This is a genomic window from Micrococcaceae bacterium Sec5.1, from assembly GCA_039636795.1.
GTDB lineage: Bacteria > Actinomycetota > Actinomycetes > Actinomycetales > Micrococcaceae > Arthrobacter.
Genome location: CP143430.1, coordinates 1,799,491 through 1,817,920 on the forward strand (window position 1 = coordinate 1,799,491; position 18,430 = coordinate 1,817,920).

The following is an 18,430-nucleotide window of genomic DNA, read 5'->3' on the forward strand; positions in this document are numbered from 1 at the left end:
GATCTGCCCCAATCTACTTGAGTCGGGCGGCCCGTGCTGCCGGACCCTCCCAAGGACTCACCGGATTTCCCATCCAGTATGTTCCGGCCGGCACGGTTTCGCCGCGCATGACCAACGACGCCGGCCCGACAGTTCCGCCGTTCCCGATGCTGGCCGCGGGGAGGATGACGCCGTGTGGTCCCATCGTCGCACCATTTCCCAACGTGACCGTATCCAAGCTCATGACCCTGTCGTGGAAGAGGTGTGTTTGGACAACGCAGCCCCGGTTGACTGTGGAGTTCTCCCCAAGTGTCACGAGGTCAGCCTCGGGAAGCCAATAGCTTTCACACCACGTTCCCCGCCCAATTTTCGCCCCGAGGCCGCGAAGCCACCACACCAGGGCCGGCGTGCCCGCTGCCGAACGGGCGAACCACGGTGCGCTCACCATCTCGATGAAGGTGTCCACTACCTCGTTCCGCCAAATGAACGAACTCCACAGCGGGTGTTCGCCGGCCCGGATGGCACCCACCAGCACCCACTTGGCAATGATGGAACTGAACGCGGCCACGGCACCGGCTGCCAGAACCACAACACCGCCCAGCAGGGCCGCTATCCCGTAACCCCAACCACGGGCAATCGAATCCAAGGCCAACATCACGCTGGCTGCGATGGCGACCGTGAGGATGACCGGGACAAGCCGGCATGCCTCCCACAGTGCTCTGGCTACCTTGAGTTTCAGGGGCGGCTGGAACGTCCGGGTCTGGTCGGCGTCGACGGCGGTCCGGCGCAGTCTGACAGGCGGGCTGCCCAGCCAGGAGGTCCCTGACTTCGCTTTTGCAGGCGTTGCCGAGAGCACCGCCACGAGTGAATTCTTGGGCACATTCCGTCCAGCTGCCGTCATGCCCGAGTTGCCCAGGAATGAGCGTTTTCCGATTTTGGCAGGGGCGATCCTCATCCAGCCGCCGCCGAGTTCATAGGACGCCACCATGGTGTCGTCTGCGAGGAAAGCACCATCGCCGATGGTGGTCATCCTGGGCACCAACAGCACAGTTGATGCTTCCACGTTCTTGCCCACTTTGGCCCCCAGCAGGCGTAGCCACACTGGAGTGAAGAGGCTTGCGTAGATGGGGAAGAGCAGGTCCCTCGCCATGTCCAGCAACCGCTCAGTGGCCCAAACCTGCCAGCCAATGCGGCTTCGGACCCGGTAATAGCCTCCCTTCAAGCCCAAGCCAAGAAGCCGCGCCACGGCCAGGATGAGGATGAGGTTGCCGAAGAACCAGACGAGGGCTGCGAGAGGCAGTGCAAGTGCAATCCGGGGGACTGCAGTCTCCAGGGAGTCATGGCCTTGGATGAAAGCAAGGACCACCATGGCGCCTGCGAACGCTGAAATGTAAGGGATCAATGCCAGCAATGCCGACGCAGCAGCGAAGGCGGAGAACCAGAGCCGGTCCATCAGGGAACGCCGGTTGCTGGGCTCAGGCCAGTCGTGTTTTGCTTTTCCGCGGCGTCCGGCGGGGGAACCGGCCACGAGGTGCCCGGCCTTCACCTTGCCCAGCACGGCAGACCCTGCTTCGACGTGTGCGCCTGCGCCGATGGTGGCACCGGGCATGAGCGTACTTCGGGAGCCCACGACGGCTCCAGCGCCAACATGGATTTGCCCTATGTGGACAGAATCGCCGTCCACCCACCAGCCGGAGAGATCCACCTCCGGCTCAATGTTGGCGCCAGTTCCCAAGGACAGTAGACCGGTTACCGGCGGCAAAGAATGCAGATGGACGTCCCTTCCAATCTTCGCGCCGAGGGCCCGTGCGTAGTATGGAACGAACGGTGCGCTGGCCAGACCAATGGCACCGGAGAGGTCCTGTATTTGCTCAGCCAGCCAAAGCCGCAGGTGCGTCTTGCCGGATCGGGGATATGTTCCTGGCTCAACCTTGCCCAACAGGATGCGGGCAGCCACCACCGAGATCGCCATCCGGCCGAGCGGACTGACGAAGACCAGCCAGGATGCCCCTATCCACCACCAGGAAACAACGGGGGCCGCAGTGAACCCAGCGAAATCGGCCAACAGCCTGTTGGCAGCCATAAGGTAGGTCAACCACCGCATCCCGACCAGGATGTGCAGTGGTACGCCCATGAGCACCTGGAAGACCTGCGACTTAAACGCAGTGGGCCGTACGGTGCGCTCCGCAGCGGGACCGGGCATGCCGCCGTCGGGAAGTGACTGCCGGGCAGTATCTATGAGCGCCCCCACCCGCGGTGTCGCGTAGATGTCCGCCACCGTGATGATCGGGTAGCGAACGCGCAATGCGGAAACAAGCTGTGCGGCCGCCAGTGAACCGCCACCGTACGCGAAGAAGTCCGCATCGAGGGAGCTCACAGGGCTGCCGAGGACCGATTCCCACTGCTCCACAATCCATCGGGCGTCGTCCGGCAAATTCAGCGGTGCTTTGCCGGCCTCCTTGGCCCCGGCCCCGGCAAGAGGCCACGGAAGCGCGCGACGATCCACTTTGCCGCTGGTCTTTGTCGGCAGCGAATCAACAACCGTCAGCAGGGGGATCAATGCTGCCGGCAGGCTCCCGCTCAACCGGCTGCGGGCTTCGTCCAGGTCCAGTACGTAGCCCTCGGCGGCCGCAAGGTAACCGACAAGGATTTGGTTACCTGCCGCCGTCGTTTGCACCGCGGCGGCCGCACCTGCCACCCCAGGCAGCGCCTGCAGTGCGGCATCGACTTCGCCCAGTTCGATCCGTCGCCCACCGAGCTTGACCTGTTCGTCCGCCCTGCCGATGAAAACCAGCCCCTCAGCTTCGAAGCGCACAAGGTCCCCGGACCGGTAGGCCCGGACCCAGCCCAGGGTGGGCATGGCCGCATACTTCTCAACGTCCTTGCCGGGATCCAGGTATCGGGCCAGTCCGACTCCGCCGATGATTAATTCCCCAATTTCGCCTTCGGCCACGGGAACGCCGGCAGAATCGACGACGGCGAGGTCCCAGCCGTCCAGCGGCAGTCCGATCCGAACGGGGCCGGGTCCGCCCAAGGGCGCCGCGCAGGCCACCACCGTAGCCTCGGTGGGCCCGTAGGTGTTCCAGACTTCACGACCGTCGACGGCGAGCCGTTCGGCAAGTTCAGGCGGGCAGGCCTCCCCACCGAAGATGAGGAGACGCACATTCTCGAGGGCTTCGACTGGCCATAAGGCAGCGAGGGTGGGCACTGTGGAAACAACGGTGATGCCGTGGTTGATGAGCCATGGGCCCAGATCCATGCCGGTCCGGACAAGGGCGCGCGGAGCCGGTACCAGGCAGGCGCCGTGCCGCCAGGCCAGCCACATCTCCTCGCAGGAAGCATCGAACGCAACCGATAGGCCTGCCAAGACTCTGTCCTGCGGTCCGATCGGGTCGGATTGAAGGAAGAGACGGGCTTCGGCGTCCACGAAAGCGGCCGAGGAACGATGAGTGACGGCTACACCCTTCGGCGTACCCGTGGAACCCGAGGTGAAGATGATCCATGAGTCGTCATCCAGCCCGGGTCTCTGCGGCTCGGTCACAGGCTGCCGTGCCTCGCCTGCCAGGTCAAGGGCCAGACCGGCGCCAACCACAGCGCCAGCCTTTGCTTCGCCGAAAACCAGCCTGGCGCGCTCGTCGGGGTCGTCCGCATCAACTGGGACGTACGCTGCTCCGGCCATGAGGATTCCCAGGATGGCGATGTAGAGATCGCTGGTGCCGGATGGGACGCGGACGCCGATCTTGTCCCCTCGGCCCAGACCAGCGGCGTTCAGGGTCCGCGCGAACGCTCGGACTGCTCCCAGGAGTTCGGTGTAGCTCAGTGACTTCCGGCCATCGTCCAGCGCCGAGGATTCCGGAAAAGCTGCCGCAGTTGTCTCGAGGATATCCACCAGGGTCCGCTGGGCCGGTGCTGCAGAAGCCCCCGGAAATTGGGGGCGATAGGTAGCCAAGGCAGGTGTGTTCCCGGCCACGGCAGAATGTTCTGTGCTCACGCAGTCAGCTTTTCCCAGAAAGGTGAACAAAAGGTGTCGGACGCTTCCTGCCCGTCACGGTTTGTTGCACAGATGTTCGCTTAGCGGTCACAGCTGAACTGCCCACTGGAGGTTCAGCGGGGCGACTACGGAAGCAGGAGGACCTTCCCCGTGGTGTGGCGCCCTTCAAGGTCCCGGTGCGCCTGTGCCGCTTCGGCCAGGGGGTAGGTAGCGCCGACGCGAACCGCCAGCGTACCGTTCGCTGCGGCTTCAAAGATCTCAGCTGAACGCCAACGCCGCTCGTGCCTGTTCTGGACGAAATGGCCCATCGTGGGGCGCGTCAACGACAGGGACCCGCCGGAGTTCAGGCGTTGGGGATCGAACGGGGGGACGGGCCCTGAAGCGGCGCCGAAGAGCACCATCGTCCCCCTGATGCGCAGGCTTCGGAGGGAGTCGTCGAACGTATCCTTGCCCACGCCGTCGTACACCACGTTCACGCCCCCGCCGTCGGTAAGCTCGCGGACCCTGTCCGCGAAGCCTTCATAGCGCAGGACTTCGTCGGCGCCGGCGAGCTTGGAGAGGTCGGCCTTTTCATCGGAAGAAACGGTGGTGATGACCCGTGCCCCCCGTGCCTTCAGCAGTTGGGTCAGCAGCAGCCCCACACCGCCGGCTCCCGCGTGCAGCAGCACTGTGTGCCCGGGTTCCACGCGGAAGGAGGAGTTCATGAGGTAGTGGGCGGTAATTCCTTGCAAGGGCAGGGCGGCGGCAGTGTGATCATCGACGCCGGCCGGCACGGGTAGCGCCTTCTCAGCTTCCACAATCGCGTAGTCAGCGTACGTCCTGGAGCCTTCGGCCGTGGCAATCCTGTCGCCTACCGCAAAGTCCTCCACACCCTCACCGATTGCTTCGATCGTACCGGCCGCTTCCGCGCCGGGGGTGAAGGGGTAGTCAACCTTGTAGGTGCCGCTGCGCTGGTAGGTTTCGATGAAATTGACCCCGGCAGCTGCGACTTTGATCAGCAGCTGCCCGGGACCTGGTACTGGTGGCTCCACGGAGGCATATTCGAGGACTTCAGGTCCTCCGGGCTCGTTGGCAACAATGGCGTGCGTCATGGTGGCTCCTTACTCCGGGGCGGTCCTTCCGGTGCCCGGTTCCAGGATCCATCCTATGAAGGATGCCGCCTTTGGTTGCGGAGGCCTAGAAGCGTCCGTGCGTCGAAGCGACGGGGCAGTCGAAGCCACGTCCAGCTGCCAGGCCTACCTCGTTGAGGTAGCTGACCACTATTCCATAGGACTGAATCAGCGTGGTTTCCGTGTAGGGGATGGAGTGCTTCGTGCAGAATTCGCGGACGATTCCGGCGGCCTTGTGAAGGTGGGGCCGGGCCATGTCAGGGAACAAGTGGTGTTCTACCTGGCGGTTCAGTCCGCCCAGCAGGAAGTCCATGAAGCGTCCGCCCGAGATGTTTCGCGAGGTGAGGATCTGGCGGTTGAGGAAGTCGACGCGGCTGTCCTTGGGAAGGACCGGCATGCCCTTGTGGTTGGGAGCAAAGGAAGCGCCCATGTAGAAGCCGTAGACCATGATCTGGACGCCGAGGAACGCAAACGCCAGACCAATCGGGAGGAACGTGAAGGCAAGGACGGGAAGAGCGGTAAGACGCGCAACCAGGATAGGCGTCTCCACCCAGCGATGGCGTACCTTCTGCTTGCCGAAGATAAAGCGAAGCGAGTCGAATTGCAGGCTCAGGCCAAGGAGTGTCAGGAGCGGAAAGAAGAACCATCCCTGTTTCTTGGTCAGGAAGGCCAGGCGTCCTTTGCGTTCGGCGGCTGCATCTTCGTAGAAGACCAGCGCGTTGTTCCGGATGTCGGGGTCCTTGGAAATGACGTTGGGATGGTTGTGGTGGGCACCGTGCTTTTGCTCCCACCAGGAGTAGCTGATGCCTGCGATTCCTGTTGCCAGGAGGCGGGCCGACCAATCGTTGGCACGACGCGAGGCAAAGATCTGCTTGTGCCCGGCCTCGTGGGCCAGGAAGCTCAACTGTGTACAGAAGATACCCACGGCGGCAGCGATCAGGAGCTGAAACCAGGAATCACCCAAGAGGGCGAAGCCTGTCCAGGTGGCGGCCATGAGGATCATGAGGGCTACGAAGAGCCAGATGTAGAACCCGCTGCGCCGTTCGAGGAGACCGGCAGCTTTCACGCTCTTGAGGAGCTCCGAATAGCTTTGGACAACGGGGTTTGGCTGAATTGCGCGTGTTTTGGGGCGCTCAGCGGTGGACGTGGGTGCCATATATGTGCCCCGTATCGCTAACGGGCAACGCTGCAGCCGACGTTCGGACTGCACGGTCTGGATCACCCTCCACTAAGCATACGCTGTCGGCACTAACCTATTGTGACGCCGTGCACTTGCCAGAAGACGGCATGCATAAATATCGGCAACCATGAATAGTTTTGCTGTACAGTGTAGCTATGACTATTTCTGTTGCCGTCTCCGGTGCCAGCGGCTACGCCGGGGGAGAAGTGCTGCGCCTGCTTGCAGGCCATCCGAACGTCACTATCGGTGCTATCACTGCGCACAGCAACGCCGGTTCCAGACTAGGGGAGTTGCAGCCTCATCTCCACGGTTTGGCCAGCCGGATTCTGGAAGACACCACGGTGGAGAACCTGTCCGGGCATGATGTCGTCTTCCTGGCACTCCCGCACGGCGCTTCTGCAGAGATCGCTGCCCAATTGCCGGAAGGCACAGTGGTCATCGACGCCGGTGCGGACCACCGCCTGCAGGATGCGGCTGCATGGGAAAAGTTTTACGGCTCGGCCCACGCTGGCACCTGGCCGTATGGGCTCCCGGAACTGCCGGGACAGCGCGACGCGCTCAAGGGCGCCAAGCGCATCGCCGTTCCTGGTTGCTACCCGACGTCGGCCCTGCTCGCCTTGACGCCCGGGTTCGCCAACAATCTCCTCCTGACGGACGACGTCGTGATTGTCTCGGCCTCTGGTACCTCCGGTGCCGGCAAGGCGGCAAAGGTCAACCTGATCGGCTCCGAGGTCATGGGTTCCATGAGCCCTTACGGTGTTGGCGGCGGTCATCGGCACACGCCGGAAATCGAGCAGGGATTGTCCAACGCCGCCGGCGAGCCGGTGACAGTGTCCTTCACTCCCACTCTCGCGCCGATGAGCCGTGGCATTCTCACCACGGCCACGGCAAAAGTTGGTCACGGCGTTACTTATGCAGAACTGCGCCAAGCCTGGGCGGACTCCTATGACGACGAACCGTTCGTCCACCTGCTGCCTGAAGGCCACTGGCCCACGACCAAGTCGGTGCAGGGTTCCAACCATGCCGTCATGCAGGTGGCTTTTGATCAGCACGCTGGCCGTGTGATCGTGACGTGCGCCATCGATAACCTGACCAAAGGAACCGCCGGCGGAGCCGTGCAGTCCATGAACATTGCCCTCGGCCTGGACGAAACCGCCGGCCTTAACCTGCAGGGAGTTGCACCGTGACCATTACCGCACCCAAGGGATTCCGGGCTTCCGGCGTCAAAGCCGGCATCAAGGCATCCGGCAACCCGGACCTGGCCCTGGTGGTCAACGACGGCCCCCAAAAGTCCGCTGCTGCTGTCTTCACCTCAAACCGCGTGGCCGCTGCTCCGGTTCACTGGTCACGCCAGGTGGTCAGCGACGGACGTGTTGACGCAGTGGTCCTGAACTCAGGGGGCGCCAACGCCTGCACTGGTCCGCAGGGATTCCAGAACACGCACGCCACGGCCGAGAAAGTGGCAGAAGTGCTGGGAGTCTCAGCTTCCGACGTCGTGGTTTGCTCCACTGGCTTGATTGGTGAGCAACTGCCCATGGACAAGATCCTTCCGGGCGTTGAGGCCGCATTCGGCGAGCTGTCCGCAGACGGAGGTTCGGCTGCTGCAACAGCCATCATGACGACGGACAGCGTGTCCAAGGAAGCTGTCTTCACAGGCACTGATGCTGAGGGCAAGCAATTCACCGTTGGCGGCATCGCCAAGGGTGCCGGCATGCTGGCCCCTGGCCTGGCAACGATGCTGGTTGTCCTCACCACCGACGCCGAGGTACCGGCGGACGAGCTCGACGTCGTCCTCCGCGATGCCACGCGGGTCACCTTTGACCGCGCCGACTCCGACGGCTGTATGTCCACCAACGACACCGTGGTGCTGCTGGCATCAGGTGCCTCGGAAGCTTTGCCTTCAGCGGAGCAGCTGAGCGAGGCCATCACGAAGGTCTGCGCCGAGTTGGCCCGGAAACTCATCGGCGACGCCGAAGGTGCCAGCCACGATATCGCCATTCGTACCTTCAATGCAGCAAGCGAAGGCGACGCCGAGATCGTTAGCCGCGCCGTTGCACGCTCCAACCTCTTCAAAGCCGCCATTTTCGGCAAGGACCCCAACTGGGGCCGCGTGCTCTCCGCCGTGGGCACCACCGACGCCATATTCGAGCCGGAGCAGCTCAACGTGTCCATGAACGGCGTGCAGATCTGCCGCAACGGCAGCATCGGCGACGACCGCAACCTCGTTGACCTGGAACCACGTGAAGTGCTCGTCGACATCGACCTTCAGGCCGGCAACGCCGAAGCAACCATCTGGACAAATGACCTCACGCACGACTACGTGCATGAGAACAGCGCATACTCGAGCTGAGCGGATGACTATGACTGCGCATACCCGGGAAACCACCTCCACGAGCCACGTTTCGGCGGAAGCAGCCCAGGACAAAGCGGGCACCCTGATCGAGGCACTGCCGTGGATCCAGCGTTTCGCCGGCACCACCATGGTGATCAAGTATGGCGGCAACGCCATGGTCAACGATGACCTTCGCCGTGCCTTCGCCGAGGACATCGTGTTCCTCCACCACGTGGGCATCCACCCTGTGGTGGTCCACGGCGGCGGCCCCCAGATCAACTCCATGCTGGGCAGGCTTGGCATTGAGTCCGAGTTCAAGGGTGGACTGCGGGTCACCACTCCGGAAGCCATGGACGTTGTGCGGATGGTCCTTACCGGTCAGGTAGGACGCGAACTCGTCGGCTTGATCAACTCCCATGGTCCTTACGCCGTTGGCATGTCCGGCGAGGATGGCGGCCTGTTGCGCGCAGTCCGTACCGGCACCGTGGTGGACGGCGAGGAAGTTGACCTCGGCCTGGTGGGCGAAGTCGTAGGCGTGGACCCCGCCGGGATCAAGGACATCCTCGACGCCGGTCGCATCCCGGTGATCTCGACGGTCGCCCCGGAAATCCTCGACGACGGGAACGGTTCCGGTCCCACTACCGGCCAGGTCCTGAACGTCAACGCAGACACAGCGGCCGCAGCTGTCGCCTCGGCGTTGGGCGCCACCAAGCTCGTCATCCTGACCGACGTTGAAGGCCTCTACGCGAACTGGCCGGACAAGTCGTCTCTGATCTCTTCGCTGACCGCGTCCGAGCTCCGAGAGATGCTGCCCAGGCTCGAGTCGGGCATGATCCCCAAGATGGCCGCGTGCCTGAAGGCGATCGACGAAGGCGTGGAACGCGCGCACATCGTGGATGGCCGCCTGCCGCACTCGATGCTGCTTGAAACTTTCACCACCGCCGGCATCGGCACGCAAGTAGTACCTGACGAGGAAGTGAACGCATGAGCACCGAACTGAGCCATACCGCTATCGCTGCGGAGGCTGCCGCAACCGCGCTCGTTTCCCAGAGCTCAGGCGCTGACTGGCTGGCCCGCTACTCGTCATCCCTTATGGGTGTCTTCGGTACGCCTCAGCGGGTCCTGGTCCGCGGCGCGGGTTGCCTCGTGTGGGACGCCGACGGGAAGGAGTACCTGGATCTCTTGGGCGGTATTGCCGTGAACGCACTGGGCCACGCCCACCCGTTCGTCACCTCAGTCATTTCCAGCCAGCTCGCCACGCTTGGACACGTGTCCAACTTCTTTACGAGCCCCACGCAGATCGCGCTGGCTGAAAAGCTGCTGGCCATCATCAACGCTCCTGCCGGTTCCAAGGTATTCTTTGCCAACTCCGGCACGGAAGCCAACGAGGCAGCGTTCAAGCTGGCCCGGCGGAACAGCGACGCCAAGCGGACCAAGATCATCGCCCTCGAAGGCGCTTTCCATGGCCGCACCATGGGTGCCCTCGCGCTCACGGCCAAAGAGGCTTACAGGGCGCCGTTCGAGCCCCTGCCCGGCGGCGTGGTCCACATCCCGTTCGATGACATCGAAGCCCTGCGCTCCGCCGTCGACGAATCCACAGCAGCCGTCTTCCTGGAACCAATCCAAGGCGAAGCGGGTGTCCGGCCGCTGAGCGCCGAATATCTGCAGGCGGCACGTGAAGCCACTACGGCGGCTGGCGCCTTGTTGATTTTGGACGAGGTCCAGACAGGCATTGGCCGGACCGGCAAATGGCTCGCCAGCGAGGATGCGGGCATCGTTCCCGATGCCATCACGCTTGCCAAGGGCCTTGGTGGCGGGTTCCCCATTGGTGCGCTGATCACCCTCGGAAGCACGACGTCGGCCCTGCTCACGGCCGGGCAGCACGGCACCACTTTCGGTGGAAACCCGGTGGCCACGGCCGCCGCTCTTGCCACGCTGCACGCGATCGAGAGCCAGGGTGTGCTGCAGAACGTACTGGCAGTCGGCGCTCATCTTCGCGAGGGACTGGCCGCCATCGAGGCTGTCACTGAAGTCCGCGGTGAGGGCCTGTTAATCGGGTTCGATGTGAACGCCGACGTCGCACCCGCCATGGTCACAGCCGCACTCGACGCTGGATTCATCATCAACAGCCCGGGCCCGAGGACCATCCGCCTCGCACCGCCGCTGATCCTGACCATCGATCAAGCGGACCGTTTCCTGGACGCTCTTCCCACCCTGATCGCTACGGCTACAGCCACCACCGCTAAGGACGCACAGTGACTACATCCACCACCACCCGTCACTTCCTGAAGGACACGGACCTCAGCCCGGCTGAGCAAGCCGAGGTCCTTGAACTCGCTGCCCGCATGAAGGCGGCGCCGTACAGCGTCCAGCCCTTCGCAGCCGATGGCAACGGACGTAAGACCGTCGCTGTCATCTTCGACAAAACCTCCACCCGCACCCGTGTTTCCTTCGCAACCGGCATCGCGGACATGGGCGGCAACGCCCTCATCATCAATCCCGGTGAAGCGCAGATTGGCCACAAGGAATCCGTCGAGGACACAGCCAAGGTCCTGGAGCGCATGGTCTCCACCATCGTGTGGCGGACTGGGGCCCACTCTGGCCTGGTGGCCATGGCGGAAAACTCGAAAGTCCCCGTCATCAACGCCCTGTGCGACGATTACCACCCCTGCCAGCTCCTCGCGGATCTTCTGGCCGTCAAAGAGCACAAAGGTGAACTGAAGGGCCTGAGCATGGCCTACCTCGGTGACGCGGCCAACAACATGGCCAATTCCTACCTTTTGGCAGGCGTTACAGCTGGCATGCACGTCCGCATTTCCGGACCCGAAGGCTACCTGCCCGCAGCCGAAATCGTCGCTGCCGCAGAAGAGCGCGCTGCTGAGACCGGTGGTTCTGTGCTGATCACGAGCGATGCCTCCGAGGCCCTTAAGGGCGCCGACGTCGTAGCTACAGACACCTGGGTGTCAATGGGCCAGGAAGCGGAGAAGGAAGCCCGGATGCAGTTGTTCCGCGACTACTCCGTCGATGAGGCAGCAATGGCACAGGCCGCGCCCGACGCCGTCGTTCTTCACTGCCTTCCCGCTTACCGCGGGTATGAAATTTCCGCTGGGGTTATTGACGGCCCGCAGTCGATCGTCTGGGACGAGGCGGAGAACCGCCTCCACGCGCAGAAGGCACTCATGGCCTGGCTGATGCACCGCTCGGGGCTCGCTTTTGTCGATGGCCTTTCACCTGTTGAAGGTACCGGGGAGAGCACGTTCTAGTGTCCACGAATCCGTCGGTTCCGGGTGCCAGCCCGGCCACCAAGACTGCCCGCCAGGCGCGTATTACCGCGATCCTGACGGGTGAGTCCGTGCGTTCCCAGGCAGAGCTTGCAGCCCTGCTGGCGGACGACGGCGTTCAGGTCACCCAAGCCACGCTGTCCCGCGACCTTGTGGAACTTGGGGCGGTGAGGGTCCGAGGCAAGGAAGGCGCCCTGGTCTATGCCGTTCCGGGGGAGGGCGGGGACCGCAATGCCAAGAGCGGCGTCACGCAGGAGATCCTGGACGCACGGCTTTCCCGGCTCTGCGGTGAACTGCTGGTCACTGCCGAGGCATCAGGCAACATTGTGGTCCTGCGAACACCTCCGGGAGCCGCGAACTTCCTGGCACTGGCCATCGACCACTCCGTAATGCCGTCGGTATTGGGTACGATCGCAGGCGACGACACTCTGCTGTTGGTTGCCAGGGATCCCGACGGCGGGGCGGAACTCGCGGCTCGCTTCCTCCAGCTGGCCGAGGAAGCCGGGCCTGGAAACTAACCGCCGTGGACGCGGCCCATGATTTTCACAGCATTGATTCACACAGCATTGATTCGAATGAACCAAGCAACAACAAAGGAGCACTCTCGTGACTGAGCGCATTGTTCTGGCCTACTCCGGTGGCCTTGATACGTCCGTAGCCATCGGCTGGATCGGTGAAGCCACCGGCGCCGAGGTCATCGCCGTGGCCGTCGACGTCGGACAGGGCGGCGAGTCCTTGGAGACCATTCGCCAGCGCGCCCTCGGTTGCGGCGCCGTCGAGGCTTACGTGGCAGACGCCCGCGACGAATTCGCCAATGAGTACGCCATGCCCACGCTGAAGGCCAACGCCCTTTACCAGGGGCACTACCCGCTGGTTTCGGCCATCTCGCGTCCGGTTATCGTGAAGCACCTCGTGAAGGCTGCCCGCGAATTCGGTGCCACCACCGTTGCCCACGGCTGCACCGGCAAGGGCAACGACCAGGTCCGCTTCGAAGTTGGCATCCAGACCCTCGGCCCGGACCTGAAGTGCATCGCACCGGTCCGCGACCTCGCCCTGACCCGCGACAAGGCCATTGCCTTCGCCGAGGAAAAGGGTCTGCCGATCGAGACCACCAAGAAGAACCCGTACTCGATTGACCAGAACGTCTGGGGACGCGCCGTCGAGACCGGTTACCTCGAGGACATCTGGAACGCTCCCACCAAGGACATTTACGACTACACCGCCACCCCGGAATTCCCGCCGGCACCGGATGAGGTCACCATTTCCTTCCAGGCTGGTGTACCGGTAGCGATCGACGGCGTCAAGGTCACCCCCTTGCAGGCCATCCAGGAACTGAACCGCCGAGCAGGCGCCCAGGGCGTTGGCCGCATCGACGTCGTCGAGGACCGCCTTGTGGGCATCAAGTCCCGCGAAATCTACGAAGCACCGGGTGCCATGGCGCTGATCACCGCGCACAAGCACCTCGAAGACATCACCATCGAGCGCGAGCAGGCCCGTTTCAAGGCCACCGTTGGCCAGCGCTGGGCAGAGCTGGTCTACGACGGCCAGTGGTTCTCCCCGCTCAAGCGCTCCCTGGACGCCTTCATCGAGGACACCCAGCAGTACGTTTCCGGCGACATCCGGATGGTCCTCCACGGCGGTCAGGCAATCGTCAACGGTCGTCGTTCCGAGACCTCGCTGTACGACTTTGACCTCGCCACCTACGACACCGGCGACACCTTCGATCAGTCCATGGCACGCGGCTTCATCGAGCTGTGGGGTATGTCCTCCAAGGTTGCCTCGGGCCGCGACCTGCGGGTTGCCGGCGAATGACAAGCGCCACAAACGAAGGTGCACTGTGGGGCGGCCGGTTCGCCGGCGGCCCCGCGGATGCGCTGGCAGCATTGAGCAAGTCCACGCACTTTGACTGGCGGCTGGCCCGCTATGACATCGCCGGCTCCAAGGCGCACGCCCGTGTGCTGGCCAAGGCCGGTCTGCTGGACGACGCCGAGCTTGAAGGCATGCTCGCCGCCCTCACCCAGCTGGACGAGGACGTCGCGAGCGGCGCCTACCTGCCGGCCGAGAGCGACGAGGACGTTCACGGATCGCTGGAACGTGGCCTGATCGAGCGTGCCGGAACCCAGTTGGGCGGCAAGCTTCGTGCCGGCCGGTCCCGCAACGACCAAGTGGCAACGCTCGGCCGGATGTTCCTGCGCGATCATGCAAGGATCATTGCCAGCGGTGTCCTTGCCACGATTGATGCCCTTGTTGACCAGGCCCAGGCCCACCAAGGTGTGGCCATGCCTGGACGGACGCACCTGCAGCACGCCCAGCCGGTATTGCTGAGCCATCACCTCCTTGCCCACGCCTGGGCGTTGCTGCGCGATGTGCAGCGCCTCCAGGACTGGGACAAGCGTGCGGGCGTTTCACCATACGGTTCGGGTGCCTTGGCAGGTTCGTCGCTGGGACTTGATCCCGAGGCCGTTGCAGCTGATCTTGGCTTCTTCTCGGCGGTCCACAACTCGATCGATGGCACCGCCTCCCGCGATGTCTTCGCCGAGTTCGCGTGGGTCTGCTCCATGATTGGCGTTGATCTGTCCCGGATCTCCGAGGAAGTAATTTTCTGGGCGACCAAGGAATTCTCCTTCGTGACGCTGCACGATTCGTATTCCACCGGGTCCTCGATCATGCCGCAGAAGAAGAACCCGGACGTTGCCGAGCTCGCACGCGGCAAGGCAGGACGCCTCATCGGCAACCTGACCGGACTGCTGGCAACGCTCAAGGGCCTCCCGCTCGCGTACAACCGCGATCTTCAGGAGGACAAGGAGCCGGTGTTCGACGCCGCCGACACCCTGGAGCTGTTGCTTCCGGCCGTGTCCGGCATGATCGCGACCCTCAAGTTCAACACCGAGCGCATGGAGTCCCTGGCTCCCCAGGGCTTTGCGCTGGCCACGGACATCGCAGAATGGCTCGTCCGCCAGGGCGTTCCCTTCCGTGAAGCACACGAGCTTTCAGGTGCTGCAGTCAAGCAGGCCGAAGGCCGTGGGGTTGAGCTGTGGGACCTGACGGATGAAGAATATTCAGCGATCTCGGAGCACCTGACTCCCGAGGTTCGCAGCGTTCTGAGCACCGAAGGTTCGCTCAACAGCCGCAACTCCCAGGGCGGAACAGCACCGGCCGCCGTCGAACGCCAATTGGTGGCGCTCAAGGCAGAACTGGACGCAGCGCGCAGCTACGCCAGCTGAGCCACGACGCCAGCTGAACCACGACGGGACGGCGCCCCGCAGGCAGGCTTCCAGGCCTTCTGCCACGGGGTGCCGTCCCGCTGTGCGTTAACATGGCGCTATGACCGCAATCACAGCTGAGACGCTGCCCGCAGAGCTTCACAAAGCCGCTGACGTCGTCACCCGCATCCTTGCCAAACTCGATGACTCTTCGATCCCGGAACCGTCCGAGCTCCCGGACTGGACCCGCGGCCATGTTCTGGCCCACCTCGCCGGAATTGCGAATGCCATGGCCCGGCAACTGGAGTTCGCGCAGCGTGGCGAAACCATCGAACTGTATGACGGAGGAGTTCAAGGCCGCACGAAAGCGATCGAACTTGCCGCCGGGCACAGCCTTCAGGAACACAAGCAGTCCGTGGAAACCGCCTTGGCGCGGGCGCTCTCAGCGTTCGACGCCTTGGGACCCGACGACTGGGCTGCACGCATCAGTTACCGGAACGGAACAGTCCTCGACGGCGGTCTGGCGCTCTGGCGCGAACTCGTCATCCACGCTTCGGACGTGGGTTTGGGCTACGGCCCGGAGACCTGGAGCCGCCCCTTCTGTGAACACCTGTTCACTTTCCTCGAAGCACGCGTTCCCGAGACGTACAAATTTGTCCTGCAGCCCACGGGCCTGCCCCAGCAAGTTATTGGCCACGGCACCACATCAATTGCCATTACGGGCATGCTCACGGACATTGCTGCATGGCTCGCCGGCCGCGAACCGAGCCTGGGAAGCCTGCGCGCCACGGCGGCTGCCGACGGCGTCGACTTGCCCGAGTTGCTCCCATGGCCCGCCGCCGCTCCCGCCGCCCGCTAGCGATCCTCTCTCACGTCCTGACCGGTTTGGGCCGATCTTCTCTCACGTCCTGCGGCTTTTGGGGCGATCTTCTCTCACGTCCTGACCGGTTTGGGCCGATGCTCTCTCACGTCCTGACCGGTTTGGGCCGATGCTCTCTCACGTCCTGACCGGTTTGGGCCGATCTTCTCTCACGTCCTGGCGCTTTTCGGCCGACGTTCTCTCACATCCTGGCGCTTTTCGGCCGATGTGTCCTTGGGCTTTGCTGCCGCCCGCCACAAGTGCATGGTGGCGTAGGACCGCCAAGGGCTCACTTCCCGGAAGTCAGAGCTCAGGCCCGGTCCAGGCGGGAGGACTCTCAACCCGTTTCGAACTGCCGCGTCATTGCCCAGGAAAACGTCCGGCGCTCCGAGCACCCGCATGGCGACGTACCCTACAGTCCACGGCCCGACACCTGGCAACGGCAGCAGCTTGCGCTCCAGCGCTGCAACGTCGTCGCCGTAGCCGAACTCAAGGGCCCCTGTGGCCATAGCTTCGGCCGCAGCAATGACGGATTCGATGCGACGCCGGGGTCCCCGCAGCATCTCGCGTCCGTGTTCGGCGATTTCAGCCGGCGTCGGGAACAGCCGCTCCAGCCCGGGCGTGGGGGTCTCAGCCAGGGAGCCAACAGCGGACAACTGTGTCAGTGCTGTTCGAGCAGCAGCAACTGTGATTTGTTGACCGATCATTGCCCTGACCAGCAATTCCTGGGGGTCCACTGCTCCCGGCACGCGAATTCCTGGAATCGCCGTGATGCTCCCCGCGAGCCGCGGGTCTGTTCCCAGTGCTTCGTCGATTGCCTGCGGGTCCGCGTCCAGGTCGAACAACCTCCGGACGCGGCTCAACAACGCAGGAAGATCGTGCAGGTCCACAGCCGTGGCCGTCAATTGCAAGGATTTGCCCGACGTCGAGGGGCTGTAAACCACGGAGAAAGAGGCGGTGCTTCGGGGGAGGCGGAGCGTGCGGCCGTAGCTCCTGGTTCCGTCGGCTTCGGTACGTGCCACTTCAATTCCGGGCACCGCACGGACGGCCAGGAAGTCGAAGATGCCTGGATCAAATGGTTCCCGGTAAGGCAGGTTAAGCGTCAGGGCAGTCGGCGCGGCAGCACCCCGGCGAACGCCGGACTTTGCGGCTGTGGCGCGTAACGCCGTCGGAGTCATCGCAAAAACCTCGCCGATGGTGTCGTTGAATTGCCGCACGCTATTGAATCCCGAGGCGAAGGCGACGTCGGCAAGGAGCATCTCCGTTGAGACCAACAGCGTCCTGGCTGTCTGCGCCCTGCTTGCCCGTGCCAGTGAGAGGGGACCGGCGCCCAGTTCGTGGCAAGGATCCGATTGAGTTGGCGCGCCGAGTAGCCCAGACGGTGCGCCAGACCGTCGACGCCCTCGCGGGTGATAACGCCGTCGTTGATCAAACGCATTGCACGGCCGGCAACGTCGGATCGGATGTTCCAGGCCGGCGTGCCGGGGACGGCCTCGGGGAGGCATCGCTTGCAAGCGCGGTACCCGGCTTCGTGGGCAGCGGCCGAGGTCTCGTAGAACGTGACGTTCTCGGCCTTCGGCGTCCGGGCGGGGCAGGATGGCCGGCAGTAGATACCAGTCGAGCTGACAGCCGTGAAGAATTGTCCGTCGAAACGGGTGTCGCGGGCGTCGATTGCCCTGTAGCGCTGCCAGAAGTCCATTCCTTCATCCTGTCAGGAGTCCACGTCCGCTGCTAGCGGAAATCGGACATGGCCGTTCCACGATTTTTGCTAGGGTCTGGGCATGAACTCGTCCATGGAGAAGGGAGTCAGCAATCCCGAAAAAGTGCGTAAGTTCCTAGAGGGCGACCCCCGCGCAATCGCTCCACTGATCCTTGGGGCCGTGCTCACCCACCACTCCGAAGCCGGTCCGGTGGCGGTCAGGCTCACTGAAGTGGAGGCGTATATGGGCCCACGCGATTCCGAACACCCCGATCCCGGATCGCACACCTTCGGCGGTCCCACAGCCAGGAACGCGCCTATGTTCGGACCACCGGGATTCCTGTACGTCTATTTCACGTACGGCATGCACTACTGCGCCAACATCGTCTGCGGTCCCAAAGGTTCACCGTCTGCGCTGCTCTTGCGCGCCGGCGAGATTGTAGAGGGGGAGGGGCTTGCCACTGTCCGCAGGCCTGCCTCCAAAACGCACAAGGACTTGGCCAGCGGACCGGCCCGCCTGGCATCGGCGCTGGGACTTACGACGGCGGACACGGGCCGTGACGCGCTCGCGTCACCGTTCAGCCTCTGGTTGCCTGAGACGCCTGCAGGGGCCGTGGCCAGCGGACCTCGGGTTGGGGTGGCTGGTCCGGGTGGAAGTACGGACTATCCCTGGCGTTTCTGGATCGAAGATGATCCAACGGTGTCACGCTACAAAGCGGCGCGGCCACGCAACCGGGCCTGAACTTTGGCCACTGGTCCGCCATATGACCTGGACCCCGCACGTTTACCAAAATCGC

13 protein-coding genes and 1 pseudogene are annotated in these 18,430 nt (G+C 63.7%); 10 read left to right on the plus strand and 4 right to left on the minus strand.

The features are described 5' to 3' along the window. Positions 1 to 13: 13 nt before the first annotated feature. The 3 genes from VUN82_08360 to VUN82_08370 all read right to left on the minus strand — a co-directional run bounded on the left by VUN82_08360 (position 14) and on the right by VUN82_08370 (position 6,235). Entirely contained in the window at positions 14 to 3,970 is a 3,957-nt protein-coding gene (locus tag VUN82_08360) for a Pls/PosA family non-ribosomal peptide synthetase (GenBank protein ID XAS73834.1), read from the minus strand. A gap of 125 nt (positions 3,971 to 4,095) precedes the next feature. Beyond that, positions 4,096 to 5,061 carry a quinone oxidoreductase gene (locus VUN82_08365; protein ID XAS73835.1) on the minus strand — a complete coding sequence of 322 codons (966 nt, stop codon included), beginning with the start codon at positions 5,059 to 5,061 and terminating at the stop codon, positions 4,096 to 4,098. 85 nt (positions 5,062 to 5,146) lie between these two features. Continuing rightward, positions 5,147 to 6,235, minus strand: a complete 1,089-nt coding sequence (locus VUN82_08370; GenBank protein ID XAS73836.1) for an acyl-CoA desaturase — start codon at positions 6,233 to 6,235, stop codon at positions 5,147 to 5,149. Between the two features lie 179 nt (positions 6,236 to 6,414). Here VUN82_08370 and argC point away from each other — a divergent pair, with 179 nt between their 5' ends. The 9 genes from argC (at position 6,415) to VUN82_08415 (ending at position 15,934) form a co-directional block, all read left to right on the plus strand. Beyond that, complete coding sequence (argC, locus tag VUN82_08375) at positions 6,415 to 7,446, plus strand: N-acetyl-gamma-glutamyl-phosphate reductase (protein XAS73837.1); 1,032 nt, start codon at positions 6,415 to 6,417, stop codon at positions 7,444 to 7,446. Beyond that, positions 7,443 to 8,609 carry a bifunctional glutamate N-acetyltransferase/amino-acid acetyltransferase ArgJ gene (argJ, locus tag VUN82_08380; GenBank protein ID XAS73838.1) on the plus strand — a complete coding sequence of 389 codons (1,167 nt, stop codon included), beginning with the start codon at positions 7,443 to 7,445 and terminating at the stop codon, positions 8,607 to 8,609. Before argC ends, argJ begins: the two co-directional genes overlap by 4 nt. Positions 8,610 to 8,619: 10 nt before the next feature. Then, the gene (argB, locus tag VUN82_08385) at positions 8,620 to 9,579 is read left to right on the plus strand and encodes an acetylglutamate kinase (GenBank protein XAS73839.1); all 960 of its coding nucleotides are present in this window, start codon (positions 8,620 to 8,622) and stop codon (positions 9,577 to 9,579) included. Beyond that, on the plus strand, positions 9,576 to 10,850 hold the full coding sequence (locus tag VUN82_08390) for an acetylornithine transaminase (GenBank protein ID XAS73840.1): 1,275 nt from the start codon (positions 9,576 to 9,578) through the stop codon (positions 10,848 to 10,850). Before argB ends, VUN82_08390 begins: the two co-directional genes overlap by 4 nt. Continuing rightward, on the plus strand, positions 10,847 to 11,854 hold the full coding sequence (gene argF, locus VUN82_08395; GenBank protein ID XAS73841.1) for an ornithine carbamoyltransferase: 1,008 nt from the start codon (positions 10,847 to 10,849) through the stop codon (positions 11,852 to 11,854). The genes VUN82_08390 and argF overlap by 4 nt, the downstream gene beginning before the upstream one ends. Next, positions 11,854 to 12,390 (plus strand): arginine repressor, encoded by a 537-nt coding sequence (locus tag VUN82_08400; GenBank protein ID XAS73842.1) that lies wholly within the window; start codon positions 11,854 to 11,856, stop codon positions 12,388 to 12,390. Before argF ends, VUN82_08400 begins: the two co-directional genes overlap by 1 nt. An 88-nt stretch (positions 12,391 to 12,478) precedes the next feature. Next, a complete protein-coding gene (locus VUN82_08405; GenBank protein ID XAS73843.1) occupies positions 12,479 to 13,684 on the plus strand; it encodes an argininosuccinate synthase in 1,206 nt (401 codons plus the stop codon). After that, positions 13,681 to 15,096 carry an argininosuccinate lyase gene (argH, locus tag VUN82_08410; protein ID XAS73844.1) on the plus strand — a complete coding sequence of 472 codons (1,416 nt, stop codon included), beginning with the start codon at positions 13,681 to 13,683 and terminating at the stop codon, positions 15,094 to 15,096. The genes VUN82_08405 and argH overlap by 4 nt, the downstream gene beginning before the upstream one ends. Before the next feature lie 100 nt (positions 15,097 to 15,196). After that, the gene (locus VUN82_08415) at positions 15,197 to 15,934 is read left to right on the plus strand and encodes a maleylpyruvate isomerase family mycothiol-dependent enzyme (GenBank protein XAS73845.1); all 738 of its coding nucleotides are present in this window, start codon (positions 15,197 to 15,199) and stop codon (positions 15,932 to 15,934) included. A gap of 170 nt (positions 15,935 to 16,104) precedes the next feature. Here VUN82_08415 and VUN82_08420 read toward each other — a convergent pair. Continuing rightward, a pseudogene (locus tag VUN82_08420) lies at positions 16,105 to 17,633 on the minus strand (AlkA N-terminal domain-containing protein). An 82-nt stretch (positions 17,634 to 17,715) separates the two neighbouring features. Between VUN82_08420 and VUN82_08425 the strand changes: the two are divergent. Then, positions 17,716 to 18,375: a DNA-3-methyladenine glycosylase gene (locus tag VUN82_08425; protein ID XAS73846.1), complete on the plus strand. Its 660-nt coding sequence runs from the start codon at positions 17,716 to 17,718 to the stop codon at positions 18,373 to 18,375. Positions 18,376 to 18,430: the final 55 nt, after the last annotated feature.

Coding starts and splice junctions, on each gene's coding strand:
- VUN82_08365 (XAS73835.1), bottom strand. CDS start 5,061: ATGACGCACGCCATTGTTGCCAACGAGCCCGGAGGACCTGAAGTCCTC.
- VUN82_08370 (XAS73836.1), bottom strand. CDS start 6,235: ATGGCACCCACGTCCACCGCTGAGCGCCCCAAAACACGCGCAATTCAG.
- argC (XAS73837.1), top strand. CDS start 6,415: ATGACTATTTCTGTTGCCGTCTCCGGTGCCAGCGGCTACGCCGGGGGA.
- argB (XAS73839.1), top strand. CDS start 8,620: ATGACTGCGCATACCCGGGAAACCACCTCCACGAGCCACGTTTCGGCG.
- VUN82_08390 (XAS73840.1), top strand. CDS start 9,576: ATGAGCACCGAACTGAGCCATACCGCTATCGCTGCGGAGGCTGCCGCA.
- argH (XAS73844.1), top strand. CDS start 13,681: ATGACAAGCGCCACAAACGAAGGTGCACTGTGGGGCGGCCGGTTCGCC.
- VUN82_08415 (XAS73845.1), top strand. CDS start 15,197: ATGACCGCAATCACAGCTGAGACGCTGCCCGCAGAGCTTCACAAAGCC.
- VUN82_08425 (XAS73846.1), top strand. CDS start 17,716: ATGAACTCGTCCATGGAGAAGGGAGTCAGCAATCCCGAAAAAGTGCGT.